General features: G+C 64.7%; 13 protein-coding genes. 2 read left to right on the top strand and 11 right to left on the bottom strand.

Going from position 1 to position 16,814, the window contains the following annotated elements:
- Positions 1 to 64: 64 nt before the first annotated feature.
- The 6 genes from IVB29_RS02275 to IVB29_RS02300 all read right to left on the bottom strand — a co-directional run bounded on the left by IVB29_RS02275 (position 65) and on the right by IVB29_RS02300 (position 6,237).
- A complete protein-coding gene (locus tag IVB29_RS02275) occupies positions 65 to 814 on the bottom strand; it encodes a phosphorylase (RefSeq protein WP_247501759.1) in 750 nt (249 codons plus the stop codon).
- Entirely contained in the window at positions 811 to 2,778 is a 1,968-nt protein-coding gene (gene shc / locus IVB29_RS02280) for a squalene--hopene cyclase (protein WP_247501760.1), read from the bottom strand. Before shc ends, IVB29_RS02275 begins: the two co-directional genes overlap by 4 nt.
- A 64-nt stretch (positions 2,779 to 2,842) precedes the next feature.
- Complete coding sequence (hpnE, locus tag IVB29_RS02285; RefSeq protein ID WP_247501761.1) at positions 2,843 to 4,099, bottom strand: hydroxysqualene dehydroxylase HpnE; 1,257 nt, start codon at positions 4,097 to 4,099, stop codon at positions 2,843 to 2,845.
- On the bottom strand, positions 4,099 to 4,938 hold the full coding sequence (hpnD, locus tag IVB29_RS02290; RefSeq protein WP_247501762.1) for a presqualene diphosphate synthase HpnD: 840 nt from the start codon (positions 4,936 to 4,938) through the stop codon (positions 4,099 to 4,101). The genes hpnE and hpnD overlap by 1 nt, the downstream gene beginning before the upstream one ends.
- Positions 4,928 to 5,812 carry a squalene synthase HpnC gene (gene hpnC / locus IVB29_RS02295; RefSeq protein ID WP_247501763.1) on the bottom strand — a complete coding sequence of 295 codons (885 nt, stop codon included), beginning with the start codon at positions 5,810 to 5,812 and terminating at the stop codon, positions 4,928 to 4,930. The genes hpnD and hpnC overlap by 11 nt, the downstream gene beginning before the upstream one ends.
- Before the next feature lie 191 nt (positions 5,813 to 6,003).
- Complete coding sequence (locus IVB29_RS02300; protein ID WP_247501764.1) at positions 6,004 to 6,237, bottom strand: hypothetical protein; 234 nt, start codon at positions 6,235 to 6,237, stop codon at positions 6,004 to 6,006.
- Between the two features lie 461 nt (positions 6,238 to 6,698).
- On the opposite strand from IVB29_RS02300, the gene IVB29_RS02305 reads away from it, so the two are divergent.
- Positions 6,699 to 7,196: a hypothetical protein gene (locus IVB29_RS02305; RefSeq protein ID WP_247501765.1), complete on the top strand. Its 498-nt coding sequence runs from the start codon at positions 6,699 to 6,701 to the stop codon at positions 7,194 to 7,196.
- Positions 7,197 to 7,328: 132 nt separating this feature from the next.
- Here IVB29_RS02305 and IVB29_RS02310 read toward each other — a convergent pair whose 3' ends face one another.
- The 5 genes from IVB29_RS02310 to IVB29_RS02330 form a co-directional block, all read right to left on the bottom strand.
- Entirely contained in the window at positions 7,329 to 8,111 is a 783-nt protein-coding gene (locus tag IVB29_RS02310; protein WP_247501766.1) for a class I SAM-dependent methyltransferase, read from the bottom strand.
- 73 nt (positions 8,112 to 8,184) lie between these two features.
- Positions 8,185 to 10,551: an MMPL family transporter gene (locus tag IVB29_RS02315; RefSeq protein WP_247501767.1), complete on the bottom strand. Its 2,367-nt coding sequence runs from the start codon at positions 10,549 to 10,551 to the stop codon at positions 8,185 to 8,187.
- A gap of 205 nt (positions 10,552 to 10,756) precedes the next feature.
- On the bottom strand, positions 10,757 to 11,542 hold the full coding sequence (gene eutC / locus IVB29_RS02320; protein ID WP_247501768.1) for an ethanolamine ammonia-lyase subunit EutC: 786 nt from the start codon (positions 11,540 to 11,542) through the stop codon (positions 10,757 to 10,759).
- A 6-nt stretch (positions 11,543 to 11,548) separates the two neighbouring features.
- The gene (locus IVB29_RS02325) at positions 11,549 to 13,135 is read right to left on the bottom strand and encodes a B12-binding domain-containing radical SAM protein (protein WP_247501769.1); all 1,587 of its coding nucleotides are present in this window, start codon (positions 13,133 to 13,135) and stop codon (positions 11,549 to 11,551) included.
- 151 nt (positions 13,136 to 13,286) lie between these two features.
- Positions 13,287 to 14,669 carry an ethanolamine ammonia-lyase subunit EutB gene (locus IVB29_RS02330; RefSeq protein WP_247501770.1) on the bottom strand — a complete coding sequence of 461 codons (1,383 nt, stop codon included), beginning with the start codon at positions 14,667 to 14,669 and terminating at the stop codon, positions 13,287 to 13,289.
- A 221-nt stretch (positions 14,670 to 14,890) separates the two neighbouring features.
- Here IVB29_RS02330 and IVB29_RS02335 point away from each other — a divergent pair, with 221 nt between their 5' ends.
- Entirely contained in the window at positions 14,891 to 16,621 is a 1,731-nt protein-coding gene (locus tag IVB29_RS02335) for a methyl-accepting chemotaxis protein (protein WP_247501771.1), read from the top strand.
- Positions 16,622 to 16,814: the final 193 nt, after the last annotated feature.

Raw genomic sequence — 16,814 nt, forward strand, 5'->3', positions numbered from 1 at the left:
AACAAAAAAAGCCCGGACGCCAATGGCGACCGGGCTTTTTCTTTTGTCAGCTTGAAGAACCCGCTCAGGCCGCCTTGGAGACCAGGGCCTCGCTCTCGATGAGCTCGGTGCCGATCAAATAGTCGCGGCAGCCGCGCAGGCTGCGCAGCGCGCGGTTGAAGTCGATGCCGGTCGAGACCAGCGCATGCAGCGTCGTCGGATTGCGCACGATGCCGCGAAGCACGGCGGCGAGATCGATCTGGCCGTTCGGCTTGATGGCGGCGCGGGCGAGCGCCGGCAGCGCGCGATGGGCGGGATCGCTGATGACGCGGACCGCGGCGAACGGCAAGCCAGCCTCGGCGGCGTAGGCGGCCGCGATGTGGCTTTCCATGTCGACGGCGGAGGCGCCGGTCTCCGAATGCAGCGCCGCCTTGCCGGAGCGCCCGGTGACCACTTCCTCGGCGCCGGCGAGGCTGCCGCGCACGACGCGGCGGCGCCCGGACGTCAGGCGGTCGATGAGGTCGTCGCCGAGCGACAGGCCGGCCGCCCAGCGGGTATCGCCCGAGAGCACCTCGGTCGCCAGCACGACGTCGCCGGAGCGCAGCGTCGGATCGAGCCCGCCGGCGACGCCGAACGAGATCACGCCGCGAATCGTATTGGGATCCAGCACCGTCAGAAGCGCCCGCAACTGGGTGGGGCTGCTCGACGAACAAATGACCGCCATCCCGGGCCCGGCTGCGATGCGGGCCTCCTGAACCAGTCCGGTCACGATCAGGATCGGCCGCGGATCAATGGCATTGCCCGCGGTAAGGTAGTCCCCCGTCCCCAAAGTCACATTCCGACCCCTACCACCCTGCTGTTGGTGTTCCGCAAGTTCCGATACCGCGCCAATGCCCACAGCGGAAAGAACTTCGGGTAACCATGATATCGAAGGTAGAATACACGAGGAAAGCCTGTGGCGGTGTACCGCTGCTCGTCCCACAGTCCTTTTTTGTTCTGTGTTGCAATCAGGTACTCCACCCCGCGGGCGACGGCCGGGTGATCAACCTCGCCTGCTGCCATCAGAGCAAGCAAGGCCCATGCCGTTTGCGAGGCCGTCGAGGGGGCGGCCTGCCATCCCCGGTAGTCGAGCCGGTAGCTGACGGCATCCTCGCCCCAGCCGCCGTCCTGGTTCTGGATCGAGGCCAGCCAGCCGGCCGCCTTGCGCATCATCGGGTCGCTATGGCTGACGCCGGCCATGTTGAGGGCGCACAGCACCGACCAGGTTCCATAGATGAAATTCATGCCCCAGCGGCCGTACCAGGACCCCTCCGGGTGCTGGGTCTTGCGGAGATAGGCGACCCCGTCGGCGACATGCTTGCTGGTTGTCTCGGTCTCGCCGAGCTGGGCCAGCATCGAGATGCAGCGGGCGGTGACGTCCTCGGTCGGGGGATCGAGCAGCGCGCCGTGGTCCGAGAACGGGATGTTGTTCAGATAGTATTCGAGATTGTTGACGTCGAAGGCAGCCCAGCCGCCATCGTCGCTCTGCATGCCCTCGATCCATTCCCGGCCACGGTCGATCGCCGCGTCATAGCCGGTCGCACCGTGCTCCCGGCGCATGCGGTCCATCGACATCACCACCACGGCCGTGTCGTCGAGATCGGGATAATGCGCGTTGTTGTACTGGAAGGCCCAGCCGCCCGGACGCACGTCGGGCCGTTTCACCGCCCAGTCGCCCTTCACCGCGAGCTCCTGCTTCGGAATCAGCCAGTCGAGGCCCTGCTTGGCCGCAGGCACGGCTATGTCGCCGCCGGCTTCCAGCAACGCGTGAGCCGTCAGCGTCGTGTCCCACACCGGCGAGACGCAGGGCTGGCAGTAGGCCTCGTCGTCCTTGATGACGAGCAGCTTGTCGATGCCCCGGCGCGTGATCGCGCGCGGCGGGAAATTCTCGTCCTTGCCGAGCGCGTCGTACATCATGACGATGTTGGCCATCGGCGGATAGATCGCGCCCATGCCGTCCTCGCCGTTGAGCCGCTCCTCGGTGAAGGCGAGCGCGGCGTCGATCGCACGCTTGCGCAGGCTCTTCGGAAACATCGGCTCGACCACGCGCAAGATGCCGTCGAGCGCGCGGAACAGCACGAACCAGGCCATGCTCTGGTGCGGCGCCTTCGCGGTCATGCCGATCGAGCGCGGATCCTGGAGAAACAGCTCGTCGATGCCGACGCCCTTCGGATTCTTCGCGCGCGGCTTCAGCGCGGCAAGCACCATCAGCGGCACCATGGTGGTGCGCGCCCAGTAGGAAATCTTGTTGATGTGGAACGGCGACCAGAACGGCAGCAGCACGATCTCGATCGGCAGCACCGGCACCGCGCGCCAGGTCACCACGCCGAACATCGCAAGCAGGAAGCGGGTGAAGACGTTGCTGTTGATGGCACCGCCGCGTGCGTGCATCGCTTCGCGCGCACGCACCATGTGCGGGGCATCCGTGGAGTCGCCGATCATCTTCAGCGCGAAGTAAGCCTTCACGCTGGCGCTCATGTCGAACTCGCCGTCATGCACCAGCGGCCAGCCGCCATGGGCGCCCTGAACGCGGCGCAGATAGTTGGCGATCCTGGCTTCGAGCGCGGTGTCGACGGGCTCGGCGAGATAATGACGCAGCAGAACGTATTCGGCCGGAATCGTGCAGTCGGCCTCGAGCTCGAACACCCAATGGCCGTCGGGTTGCTGGAAGCCGAGGACGCCTTGCGTCGCCGACGCAATGCTCGACTCCAAGACCTTCGATTCCAAAGCTTCGCGGCTGGTCGCGTTCACGGAATCCATCTCGCTCGATTGCTCCGATTGTCGATTGAAATTGACGGGAACGTTTGCCCCTCAGGGCCGCTTTTCAAGACTTCCTGGCGGCCAAAACCAGATCTGCGGCACGATCACCTGATCGGACCGATCCCTCGATGGTTGCAGGCAACCCCGTAGCAGTCCAGTCACCGGCGAGAAACAGGTTTTTCAGCGCAGTGACCGGCCCCGGACGCAGGGCATTTTGCGCTGGCGTCGCGGCAAATGTGGCGCGGCGCTCGCGCACGATCTGCCACGGCGGCAGTTCGCCCGAAACACCGCCCGCCTTGCAGACATCGTTCCAGATCGCCTGTGCGAGTTCCTCGCGCGGCATGTCGACGAGGCGGTCGCCGTTGCTGATGGTGACCGACAGCCGGTTCGGGAACGCGAACAGCCATTCCACGACGCCGCCGATCACGCCGAGGATCGGCGCCGAACCCGGCGGCGGCTCAATACGGAAATGCGCATTCACGATGGCGCGGAATTCGGTCGGCGTCTTCACGCCCGGCAACAGGCTGGAGGCAGAGCGCGGCGGCACCGCCATCACGACGACATCGCCGTCGGCGAGCTGGATCACATCCTCGCCACCGAAATTCAGCGCGCTCGCCTTGCCATCGCTGGTCACGAACGAACGCAGCTCATGGCCGAGCTGAACGGTATGGCCACGCTCCTGCAGGAACGTCACGGCGGGCTCGATCAGCACGGCGCTGAGGCCGTCGCGCGCGATCAGCGGCCGGCACGCCTGTCCGCCGGCGAGCAGCGTCTCGCGCACGATCGCGCCGGCAAGCCCGGCCGAACCCTCGGGCGGATCGACATTGAGCGCGGCAAGCAGCAGCGGTTGCACGAGGCGCTGATAGAGCACGCCTTCGCAAGGAATCGACTTGCCGACCAGCGTCTGCTCCGACGCCCAGATCAGCGGCGCCAGCTTGAGATAATCGGTGAGCCCGGTGTCGGGAACACGGCGGCTCTCGTCGAGCACCCAGGCGGGCCACCGGCCGGCGCCGAGATCGATCTGCCAGCGCTGCCCGGTCTTGATATCGACGAAAGGAAACTGAGCGCTGTCGGGGCCGACGAGGCCGGCCTCGGTGCCGATCGAGCGCGCATAGGCGCGCGCGTGGCTGTTGCCCGACAACAGCAAATGATTGCCGTTGTCGATGGTGAGATTGGTGGCGGCGTCGAAATAGGAACGGCAGCGGCCGCCGGCCTGCTGCGTCGCCTCGTGCACGGCGATTTTGAAGCCGGCATTGGCGAGCCGCACGGCGGCGGAGAGGCCGGAAATTCCGGCACCGATGATGTGAGCTGTGTTTTGCATCAGATGAAAGCGTAACGGAGCAGGATCAGGATGCGTGTGACTTTCGACACACGCACCGTCTCGCGCGGCGCGTTGAAGCCGCGCGCGATCAGGAGGTCCAGAATGGCGTGATAGTATTTCGACATCATCCGCGGCGCGCGCACGGCGCGACGCCGGTTGCGGTTCATGATCTCGTCCGACTTCTCGAAATACACCTTTGCGCGCTGTGCCAGCGGCAAGCAGACCTTTGACAGCGCACGCTCGACGATCACGCGGTCCGGATCGTTGGAGGTGATGCCGGCATGCAGCAGCGCCTCGCGCGGCAGATAGAGCCGGCCGAGGCCCGCGTCCTCGTCGATGTCGCGCAGGATATTGGTGAGCTGGAGCGCGCGGCCGAGATGATGGGCAAGCTCGATGCCGTCCTCTTCCGGCAGACCGAACACACGCACCGACAACCGTCCGACGGCGCTCGCCACTCGATCGCAATAGAGATCCAGCGTCGCCATGTCGGGCGCGCGGATGTCCTGCGGCACGTCCATCTCCATGCCGTCGACGATGGCGAGAAAATCTTCGCGCTTCAGCCCGAAGGTCTTCACGGAGCCGACATAGTCGGCAAGGCGCGGCGGCGGATTGCCCTGATAGAGCGCCTCGATGTCGTTGCGCCAAACCTGAAGCGCGGCGAGCCGCTCGTCGCGCGGACCGTCGGAATCGGCGATGTCGTCGACCTGGCGGCAGAAGCTGTAGATCTGGAACATCGCTTCGCGCTGGTCATGCGGCAGGATGCGCATCGCAGCGTAGAAGGAGCTGTTCGATGCGGTCGAGCCGTAATTGGCGCTGGGCGCGGCCGCCTCAAGCGTCATGTGCAGTCCCCGGTCTGGAAATGGCCTTGCGTCCGATCGCGCGGCGGCCGGCTTCGCCGATCATCCCGGCGAGGCTGAAGGTGAGAAGCTCGAACTTGTTCAGATGCACGCGCTCGCGCAGCGGATCGCGCACCCTCAGCAAGCGCACGATGCGATCGGCATAGGCCTGGATCACCGCAACGTCGAGGCCGAGGCGAAAATCCCGGATCTCCGCAGCTAGCGACCTGCCCTCGTCGAGCAGCGCTTCGTTGCGCACGGCGAGCCCCTGAAGGCAGGCCAGCATCGCCGGCGACGACTCGGTCAGCCCAAGCTGCTCAACCGACGCGCCGCTCGCGGCCAGCGCATCGCGCGGCAGATAGACGCGATTGAGTTCGCGAAAATCCTTGCCGCAATCCTGCAGGTGGTTGTTGATCTGGAGCGCCGCACAGAGCGCATCCGATGCAGCCCAGGTCGCAGTGCTCTCGCCGTGGACGTCGAGCATGAAGCGGCCGACCGGCATTGCCGAGTAGCGGCAGTAGTGAATGACCTCGTCCCAGTTCTCGTAACGCAGCTTGGTCACGTCCATGCGGAACGCGATGAGCACGTCGAGTGCGTGGCGCGGTGCCATGCCGCGTTCGGCCAGCGCGCGGCGCAGCGTAACGGCTTCGGCCTGGGTGTCGCCGTTGCCGAGCAGTTCCGCCTCGAACAGGTCGAGCAAGCGCAGCTTCTCGTCGGGCGGCAGGGTGGCGTGATCGGCGATATCGTCGGCGGTGCGGACGAAATTGTAATACGCCAGGATCAGCGCACGATGACGCGGATGAATGATCCAGGACGCGACGGGAAAATTCTCGTCGCGCTCACCCTTGCCGGATCGCAATTCGCTCGCAGAGGTCATCGAGGGCTGGTCTACAATCGTTTGGACAGGAAGGGCTTTTTCGCTCGCGCGGGCTCATGCCGACGATGCCGCCGCGGCCCCCATATAGGGGAATACGGCCGCAAAACCAATCCTGTCTGTCGATGGCAGCCCTTCCGGATCCGGCCCGAAAAGGCGGCCCCAGGACCGCCTTCGTGGGCCAGTGGCCGAGCTTACTGATTGTGGCTCTTCAGGACCTGGTCGCAGGACTGCGAGATCTTGGCCCGGTTCTCCTTGAGGCAGGCCAGGATGGTGAAATCGCCCTGGTCGATGACCGGACGGCAGAACTTCTGCACATCGCGCGTGCAGGCCTTCTGCTCGGCGTCCGTGCCGCGTCCTGCTTGGGCGAAAGCCGCCGTGGAAAGGGATGCCGACAGCAGGGTGAGAGCGACGAGAAGCTTACGCATTGTATTCCTTCGTTCTGACGGCAGAATCGCACCGGTCCCGGACAGCACAGGGCGGACGGCGGGAGCGGATTGTTCTGATGGCAAGTCGCCGCGGAAAGTGCGGCCTTGGAGAAGGCACAAGCACTGGTAAATGCGGCCAAATTGGCGCCACATCCACCAAATCAGGTCTTCCCCGGGCCTTCATTGACAGATGTAAGGGGTTGATACTACGTCATAATTCAGGCACCGCGCATTTTACTGCACGGCTGTTGCAGCGCTGCATCTGTCCGCCCCGCCGTTTCGGCCAGAAACATGCTGAAACACAGCAAATCGCAGGGTCCGGGCATGGCGCGGGCGCCTGATGAACCGCCATGTCTGGCGATCAGGCGTTGAACCTGACACAGGCTCGGAACACTAAACCTTCGATGTGGCGAGACGTCCCCGATGTTGAGCGGACGTCGTTCCAAAACGGGATATTTGTGATGAAATTTTTTGGGCGATCTGCACTGGCGATCAAGGCGGCCGGCATCGGGGCTGCGCTGCTCTTCTCGGTTTCGGCAAGCCACGCTCAGTCGGCCGGACCGTTTGCCGGTTTCGATGGCGCCTGGACCGGCACCGGCACGGTGTCGCTGTCGGACGGTTCCACCGAGCGGATCCGCTGCAGGGCGGACTACAAGGTCGCCGGCACCGGTCTCAACCTGAAGCAGGCCCTGCACTGCGCGTCCGACAGTTACAAGTTCGACCTCACCAGCGACGTGACCAGCCAGGGCGAGCGGATCTCCGGCAACTGGAGCGAGACCAACCGCAACATCTTCGGCAATCTGCAAGGCACCGCCGGCGGCGGTCAGATCGAGGTGTTCGTCGAGGCCAACGGCTTCGCCGCCAATCTGTCGCTGCGCACCAACGGCACCAAGCAGACGGTGCAGATCTCTTCGAAGGGCGAGATCCGCGGCGTCAACATCACGTTGACGAAGAGCTGATTGCCTTATCCCGCATCGAAATGAATACGGCCTCTGGTTCTCGCGAGCCGGGGGCCTTTTGCTGTAGGCGGTTTCAAATTCAACCCTCACAGGATCGTCCGCGTCGGCGCGCGAGTGCCGCACACCGCTGGATCAGTCTCTGCGCGCGACGCACTCGCACCGGCATCTGAAATAGACTGCGTCGGGATCGCGCCCCCAGGCATCCCATCCGGCCAGCGCGGCCTGAATCTCGTCGTCCGTGGCGAGCGCCTTGCCGACAAGCCGCGGCCCGAGGCCGAGCAGGCTTCGCCTGGCATCGGCGACGGCCTCGCTGCGGATCGCGGCATCGGCGCTGTGGTTGACGTAGCTGGCGCCCGCCCAGACCGGCGCGAAACCGTGCGCGCGAAGAATGGCGCCCTGCCGGCGACCGAAGCGAAGCGCTGCCGGATCGTCGTGCTCGTACCAGCGCTGCCAGAGATCGAGCGCGAGGCGCACGCCGTCGATTTCAGGGTGAAGCACATTGCCGCCGACGTCGGCGTCACGCGTTGCGAGGAAGCCACCCGGCTTCAGCACCCGTCGCGCTTCCGCCAGTGTTCGCGTCAGTACCGCCTCGCTCTGATGGTAGAGCACCGCGTGAAAGAACACGGCATCGAACGATCCATCCTCGAACGGCAGCGCGGTCATGTCCGCTTCGGCAAAGGCGAGGTTGCTCAAGCCCGGCTCCGCCGCGAGTGCACTGGCGGCGGCGATCGCCTTCGGCTCGATATCGACGCCGACCGCCTTTCCGACGATGCCCGCGAGCGCGGCCGTGATGGTCCCGGGTCCGCAACCGGCGTCGAGCAGGATCGTGTCCGATGTCAGGAACGGAACGAAAAAGGCGGCTGAATCGCCGCCTCGCTTCCGTTGAAACTCCACGATGGAGCTGTCGTGCCGCATGGCGCATCCTCGACCGGAACTCCGGCGCAGTCGTCCAGACTGCGCCGATTCCATGTCCGATGGATGAAGCCGCTCAGATCGCCGGCTTATCGGGGCCTTGCAGCTTGGCGTGCAGATTGATCAGCCACATCGCCGTCGGCCGCAGGATGAAGAGGTCGGCGACGAGCGCCATCACCATCGAGAAAGCGCTGAGCCAGCCGAACAGCCGCAGTGACGGCAGATCGGAGAACACGGTGACGACGAGGCCGCAGGCCAGCACCAGCGTGGTCAGGATCAGCGCCGGACCGACCAGCACGGTCGCGCGCTCCACCGCGAGCGCCGAACCGACGCCCGGCTTGCTCTCCAGCCTGAGGCGATTGAGGAAGTGGATGGTTGCGCTCAGTCCCAGGCCGAACGAGACGGTGAGCGCGACGACGCTGGCGAATTGCAGCCCCTCACCCATCGCCCACAGCACCGTGCCCGACATCACCACCGGGAAGATGCCAGGCAGGATGCAGGCGAACATCACGACCCATGAGCGGAAGGCAAGGCCGATGAAGATCGCGACCAGCGCGAATTCGACGGTGAGCCCGCGGTTGAGTTTCTCGATCATGCCGGCCGAGTTGCGCGCGGCGATGGCGGCGAGTCCCGTCACCGCAACCTCGTAGCCGGGATGCTTCTTGCGGACGGCATCGAGCTCGGAGTCGAGCTTGTCGACGATCGGCAGAAGCTGGCTGGAATCCTTGTCCGGCACACGGCCCGCGACCACGACGGCGTCCTGCTCGGCATCGATGAAGCGCCGCACCAGATGTTCGGGAATGACGCTCACATACTCCCTCAGCGTCGCGACGTCGGCGCCGCCGGCCTTGTCCGCGAGCCAGCGGCGCAAAGTCTCGAGCGACCAGACGTTGCCGACACCCGCGGCTTTCTCGACGGTCGCGTGCACGTCCGCGATGGTCTGCAGCGTCTCCGGCGAGTAGAGCGTCTCACCCTTGGGGAACTGGATCAGCACGTTGACCGGATTGGCGCCGGTGAGCTTGGCATCGAGCCGGTCACTGGCGGCAACGGCCTGGCGCTTGTCCGGCACTTGGTCGGCGAGCCGGTAGCGCGGCTCCAGATGGGCGTAGATGACGCCGAGGCCCGCGACGAACAGCACCGCGATCAGGCTGAACAGGCCGGGGCGGCCCACCATGCGCACCGCGATCCAGTAGCAGAAATTGCGCAGCGCCTGGACGCCGGCATCGGCGCTCTGGAACTTGGTCGCAAACAGTTTCTCGTTGCGCACCAGCAGCACGCCGAACACCGGCACCAGCGACAGCACCGCGACCAGCGCGATGATGGTGGCGGCCAGACCCGCCTCACCGAATTTGCGGATCAGGTCCGAGTCGGAGAACTGGAGCGCGATGAAGGAAATGCCGGCAGTGCCATGCGTCAGCACGCAGGCCGGTCCGACCACCAGCACCGCGTTCTTGAATGCGGTGAACTTGTCTTGACCGGCGATCAGCCGGTCGCGCGCGGCAAACGTCAGCTGCATCGAATCGGAGAAGCTGATGACCATGATGAGCGGCGTCATCACGTTCAGGAACATGTTCAGATTGAAATTGGCCCAGCCGAGCGCGCCGAGCGCCAGCAGGATCGCGATCATCGGCGGGAACGCCGCCGCGACCATGAAGGAGATCTTGCGGAAGAAGATGATGGCGATGACGCAGCCGGCAAGGATGCCGAGGATGTTGTAGGTGAGCCCGTCGCGCTCGACGGCGTTGCGGATCTCGAGCTGCATCACCGGCACGCCGGAGAGCTGCACGTTGAGCCCGGTATCGCTGAGGTCTTCCTTCATCAGCGCGCGGATGTCGGCAATGGTCTTGGTCAGCTTGCTGGAGGCGACCACCTCCGGGTCGAGCGACAGCACGATCAGCGCCAGCGTGCCGTCCTCCGACAGCAGCTTGCCGCGGATGATCTCGTTGTTCTTGACGGTCTCGATGAACTTGTCATAGGCCGCGCCCTCGGGCAGCTCGGGCGGGAACAGCGCCGCTGGCAGCTTGCCGGGCGCCGGCGCCTGGCGCGCCGAGAACAGCGAGACGAGGCCACGCGTGCCTTCGACCAGCTGCATGTCGGTGACGAAGTCGCGCAACTTCTCGAGGTTGTTCCGCGCCAGCAGGGTCTTGCCCTCGACCACGACGAGGACGTCGAATTCTTCCGCCGGGAACTTCTTTGTCACCGCTTCGTACTGGCGGAATTCCGGCGTGTTGGACCGGAACAGCTGCGACAACGAATCGTCGATCTTGATCCGGTGGATGCCGAACACCGCGCCGACGATCAGCACGAGCAGGACGATGCAGGAGACGATCGGCGCCCGGACGGCGATCAGTCCGATGCGTTCGAGCCCGAAGGCGATCGAGGACGCAGGTCCCTGCTCGACCTTGTCGACATGAACCTCATTCTCGCGGTGCTTTTCGAGCATGCCTTGTCCAGTTCCTAAATCGGCTCGGTCTGTGAGCTTATTGCGTCCCGCGAACGGCTTGAAAATGCCATACCAATGGGAGGCTTGCCCTTTGAAAATGCGCGGAAAATGGCCGCGTGGGGTTTAGCAGGTCAATCACCCTTTTCGCAAGCAGGCGGAGGGTGGCCAAACCGATCAAGATGCGGCGATTTTGCCCAAACGCCCGTCATTCCGGAAAAGCCGTGCCAATTCGACGCGGCGCGCGGTCGCCGCTCTCGTCTTTCAGCGCCACGCCCGTGACTTCCCGCGCCAGCCCCTCGCGGATCAGCCAGGCGATCTTGAAGGCGGCCTCCTGATAGCTCAACCCAGCCTTGTGGATATTCGACACGCAATTGCGCTCGGCATCAGTGCGGCCTGGTTTGGGCGCGAAGGTCAGATAGGCACCGAGACTGTCGGGCGCGGACAGGCCCGGCCGCTCGCCGATCAGCGTCACCACCATGCGCGCACCGAGAATCGCGCCGATCTCGTCGCCGAGCGCGACGCGCGCGCCTGAGGCGACGACGACATGGCGGAGCGCGACATCGTCCCCGTTCGCGAGCAACGGCAGCAGGTGCTTCAGCAAACCCACAGCATGGGCGTGGACCGCGGCCGCCGACAGCCCGTCGCCAATCACGACAGCAATCTGGCATGGCTCGCTCGCATCTCGCGCCAGAAGCTCCGCCGATTCGGCATCAAGCTGTCGTCCCAGATCGGGACGCCGTAGATAGTCGCGGCGGTCGACCGCCCGGCTCCGCGCCTCGGTGACGACGAGACCAAGCGCGCGAAGTTCTTCTACCAGTCGCGGCGCATCGAAGGCGGCATGCACGGCATCGCGGGCACGGGCATGGTCGAGCGTGAAATCGAGCAGCGCCTTCGTCGGCACGCTCGCGCCGCTGCGCCCGAGCGCAACGCGCGCGGGCGTGAGCGACCTGAGATCAAGGGTCGGTCGGCGCGGGACGGCCGGATCAGACATGTCGCATCATTCGGCGGGAACGGAGGCCTCGCGCAGCCGGATCGAGTAGTTCGAGGCATTCGTCTCGCCGCTGGACGCCGCACGCGCGAAGGTGATGAGATGATGCGCGATCAGGGTGCAGCCGATCAGGCCTTCGAGGTCGCCCTGCTTGATGCGTCCCATCGCGAACTTCCAGAACACCCGCTTGTAGTCGCCGAGCACGCCGACTTTCCAGAAAATGTTCCTCATCATGATCAGGCCGCGCCTGATGTTGCGCCAGGTCTTCATCTCGTCCGGCACCGGCATCTTGAGGCGATGCGGATAGGTGTGGTCGCATTGATACTGAAAGCGCGCAAAGACCTTTTCGGGCTCGTAGGCGACGCTCATGGCGTGTTTCCAGGACGCAACGACGTCATCGTAGGGAAGCAGGAAGTTGACGTTGGAATCGCGCCCGTCGTCCTCGATCAGGCGTCCTTCCCGCTCCAGCCGGTCCCACAGCGGCGTCTTCGGCAGTGCCTGGAGCAGATTGATGGTGAGCAGCGGAATCCGGGACTCCTCGACGAAGTCGAGCAGCGCATCCGCGGTATTCGCCTTGTCGGTGTCGAGCCCCATGATGATGCCCGATACCACCTCCATGCCGTAGGAGTTGATGGTGCGGACGCCCTCGAGGATCGGGACCATCATGTTGTGGTCCTTGTGCATTGCCTTCAGCGCGTCGGGATCAGGCGTCTCGATGCCGCAGAAGATGGTGATGAAATAAGCCTCACGCATCTTCTTGAGTATCTCGGGACGCTTGGCGATGTTGAGTGTCGCCTCACAGGCAAGCCGCACCACATAGCCAGTCTTCTTCTGCCATTCGATGAGGTGCGGCAGGAGATCCATCGCTGCCTTGCGGTTGCCGATGAAATTGTCGTCCACGAAGTAGACGGTGTCAGTCATGCCGCATTCGCGCAGGCGGTCGAGCTCGGCAATGATCTGTTCCGGCGACTTGATGCGCGGATTGCGGCCATAGAGGCCGGGGATGTCGCAGAACTCGCACTCATAGGGACAGCCGCTGGAATACTGGATGCTGCCGAGCATGTATTTCTTCACGTCGGCGAGCTCGTAGGCCGGAATCGGAAACTCCGTCATCGGCACGCGGTCCTTGGTGGTCAGCACCACCTGCGCCTCGGGACGCGAGACATCGCGGGATAGAATCTCGAACAGCTGATTGGTGGCGTCGCCGAGCTCGCCGACATGGAGATAGTCGAAAGACGGATAATAATCCGGGCAGGCGCTGACCGAGGGACCGCCGAGCGCGACCGGCAGGTCGAATTCATGGGCGCGGCGGCAGATGTCGTTCATCTGCTGGCGCTGGATGTGCATGCCGCTGACGAAGACCGCTTCAGCCCAGTCAAACTCTTCCTTCGTCGCGCGCCGGAGGTTCTCGTCGACGAACTTGACCTGCCAGTCCTCGGGCAGATACGCCGCGAGCAGCAAAAGCCCCTGCGGCGGCATGAAGGCGCAGACGCCGTCGGTCAGCGGATAGGAATGCTCGAACGTCCCGAACGACGAGGTGTATCGCGGAAACACGCAGAGAATCCGTCGGCCCGTCCCGTTGCTTTCAGCTCGCATTGAAGCTCCCCCGCCACGCTCCACCTGGTTGCGGAAATTGCCAGCCAGACACATAGCGTAATGCTGCTGCCGGAATTTCTCAATATTGTGGCATCATCTTAATTCGCGAGGGCCGCCAATGGTTTCCTGAGGGAATTGGCGTTTCCGCCCGTCACGCGATCAGCCGTGAGGCAAAATCGGGCAACAGGCCTGCATCGCCGGCCAGCCGGAAATCGGCGCCCGTAATGCCTGACCGCACCAGCCAGTCGTCGAATTCCGGCGCGCGGCGCAGGCCGAAGACGTCGCGGACATAGAGCGCGTCGTGAAAGGACGTCGACTGGTAGTTCAGCATGACGTCATCGGCGCCCGGCACCCCCATGATGAAGGTGACGCCGGCAGCCGCAAGCAGGGTCAGGAGATTGTCCATGTCGTCCTGGTCCGCCTCGGCATGGTTGGTGTAGCAGATGTCGATGCCGAGCGGCAGGCCGAGCAGCTTGCCGCAAAAGTGATCCTCCAGCCCCGCCCGGATGATTTCCTTGCCGTCGTAGAGATATTCCGGGCCGATGAAGCCGACCACGCTGTTGACCAGCAACGGCGAAAAGGCGCGGGCGACCGCATAGGCGCGAGCCTCGCAGGTCTGTTGGTCGACGCCGTGATGGGCATTGGCCGACAGTGCCGAGCCCTGCCCGGTCTCGAAATACATCACGTTCTGGCCGACCGTGCCGCGCTTCTGTGACAGCCCGGCCTCCTGCCCTTCCTTCAGAAGCGCGAGGTCGATGCCGAAGCTGCGGTTCGCAGCCTCGGTGCCGGCGACCGACTGGAAGACGAGATCGACCGGCACGCCCTGCCCGATCAGCGACAATGTCGTCGTGACATGGGTGAGCACGCAGGCCTGCGTCGGGATTTTTAACCGCGCGATGATCTCGTCGAGCAGCCGGAGCAATTGCCCGATTACCGCGGGATCATCGCTCGCGGGATTGATGCCGATGCAGGCGTCGCCGGCCCCCAGCAAAATGCCGTCGAGGATCGAGGCGGTGATGCCCCTGGCATCGTCGAACGGATGGTTGGGCTGGAGGCGCGTGCTCATCCGGCCCTTCAGGCCGATGGTGTTGCGGAAGGCGGTGGTGACCTCGCACTTCCGCGCCGCCAGGATCAAATCCTGGTTGCGCATCAGTTTCGAGACCGCGGCGGTTATTTCCGGGGTGATGCCGGGCGCCAGCTTGCGCAAAACCTCAGGCGTTGCGGCATCCGAGAGCAGCCAGTCGCGGAAGGCGCCGACCGTCAGCGAGGCCACCGGCGCAAACGCCTTGGCATCGTGGCTGTCGATGACGAGGCGGGTGACCTCGTCGGCCTCGTAGGGGATCACGGCTTCCTGCAAGAACTGCCCGAGCGGAACGTCGGCGAGCGCCATCCGCGCCGCGATCATCTGCTCGGCGCTGGCGGCGGCGATGCCGGCCAGCCGGTCGCCGGAGCGCGGCGGGGTCGCCTTGGCGAGCAGGTCGCGCAAATCAGGGAAGGTGTAGGTCGTGGCGTCGATGGTATGGCGGTAGACCAAGGGCCTCTCCGGGGGTTCGTCGGCCAGTGACCGACTTCGGCGCGATCCCAAGACTATACCTCCGGATCAAGACGCTGAAATATCTTACCTTTCTTTCAACTATTGGCGAAGGGGCTCAACCGGCGCGTTAACGCTGCGTCCACCTTCATTCTGCATAGTCTTGCATCAATTTTATCCGACCGCGCTCTCCGGCCGCTCCCGGCCATTTGGGCCCCCGCACCATGACATCAGACCGATCTGGGAATGCCACTGGCTTGGCAGGCCGTTTCACGCTTGCGACCAAGCTCTATGCGATCTTCGCGCTGTTCGCCCTGCTGACCGCGGCGATCGCGATGCTGTCGGACACCAACAGCCGCCGCAGCGCCGATTTGGCCAGCGCGATCGAGACGGCGAACGCCGCCGCGCTGAACGTCGAGCGCGTCAACTCTCTGGTCTATGCGGTGGTGATGGAATCGCGCGGCGTCTACATGTCGACCGAGCCCGCCGTCGTGAAGAAATACGGCGAGGGCCTGCTCAAGTTCAACGACCAGATTCTCGCCGTCGTGAAGCACTGGGAGACCATCGTCAAAGCCGACGATGCCGAGCAGTTCGCGACTTTCAAGAAGCGCATCGAACAGTTCGTCGAGTTCCGCAAGGAGCTGGTGCGCCGCGGCGTCGAGATCAATGCGGCCGCGGGCCGCGAATGGGGCGACAACGACGCCAACCGCGCCGTGCGCTCGGCGCTGAACAAAGACCTCGAGGCGCTGTCCAAGGTCTATGCCGAGCGCGCCAGGCAGATCGCGCACCAGACCGAGACCAACCGCATCCTGTCGCTGGTGCTGACCTGCCTCGGCGGCGTCGCGCTGATGCTGGTCGTGATCGGCATCGTCATCATCGCACGTTCGATCGCCCGCCCCCTCTCCGCCATCACCGCGACCATCAAGCGGGTCGCCGACGGCGCTGAGGACGTCGTGGTGCCGCATAGCAACCGCGCCGACGAGATCGGCGCGCTGGCACGCGCCATCCAGATTTTTCAGGACGCGATGGGCCGCAACCGCAACCTCGCTTCGCAGGTCTCACAGGACTCCGCCGCGCGCGAGCAGCGCGCCCGGCATATCGAGCAATCGGTCGAAGCATTTCGCGAGGCGATCGGCGCGATCATGCGTGGCCTCAGCGACAACGCCTCCGTCATGCGCGAGACCGCGCAGACCATCACGCGTGTCACCGCGGACGCGAGCAATCGCGCCGGCACGGCGGCAAACGCCACCGAGCAGGCCTCGCACAACGTCACGGCCGTCGCGAGCGCTGCCGAAGAGCTGTCGGCCTCCGTCGAAGAGATCGGCCGCCAGGTGCGCCAGAGCGCCAGCGCGGTCGAGCAGACCGGTCTGCGCACCGAGAAGTCGATCGCGGAGATCGAAAGCCTTGCAGCCGCCACCCAGCGCATAGACGGCGTGCTGACCCTGATTCAGACCATCGCCGAGCAGACCAATCTGCTCGCGCTCAACGCCACCATCGAGGCCGCCCGCGCCGGCGATGCCGGCCGCGGCTTTGCCGTCGTCGCGCATGAGGTGAAGGCGCTGGCGGGACAGACCGCAAAGGCGACCGCTGAGATCGGCGAGAACGTCAGCCAGATCCAGACCTCGACCCGCAACGCGGTCGATGCCGTCCGCGAGATCGGCGGCGCGGTGCGCGAGATCAACGATGTCACCTCTGCTATCGCCGGCGCCATCGGCCAGCAGGACCAGGCCACGCGCGAGATCTCGTCCAACGCGCAAAGCGCCGCCCAAGGCAACGAGACGCTGGTCGCCAACATCACCTCGCTCCGTGACGCCATCGGCGAGACCGACACGGCAGCTGCTTCCGTGCTGACGGCTGCGGGCAGCCTGACGAAGACGGCGGACACGCTGTCGCGCGAGGTGGAAAAGTTCTTCCAGAATTTGCGGTCGGACAGCCGCATCGCCAAGGCGGGGTGACGGCGCCCGCCATCCCGCGAGGCTGGCGGTGGGCCCGACTAAACAAAAACTCGAAAAACAACCCCATGCACAGTAGCCGGGGATAGCGATATCAGTGACTTGGCCGGCAGGCTGAAAAAATGCTGATTTTACGAAATCTATTTGACTCGTCGAGGCTGAGCAAGAATTGGTCGTTGGCGGCCTTAGGCGATGG

It is taken from the genome of Bradyrhizobium sp. 1 (genome assembly GCF_023073315.1).
In the GTDB taxonomy this organism is placed as follows: domain Bacteria; phylum Pseudomonadota; class Alphaproteobacteria; order Rhizobiales; family Xanthobacteraceae; genus Bradyrhizobium.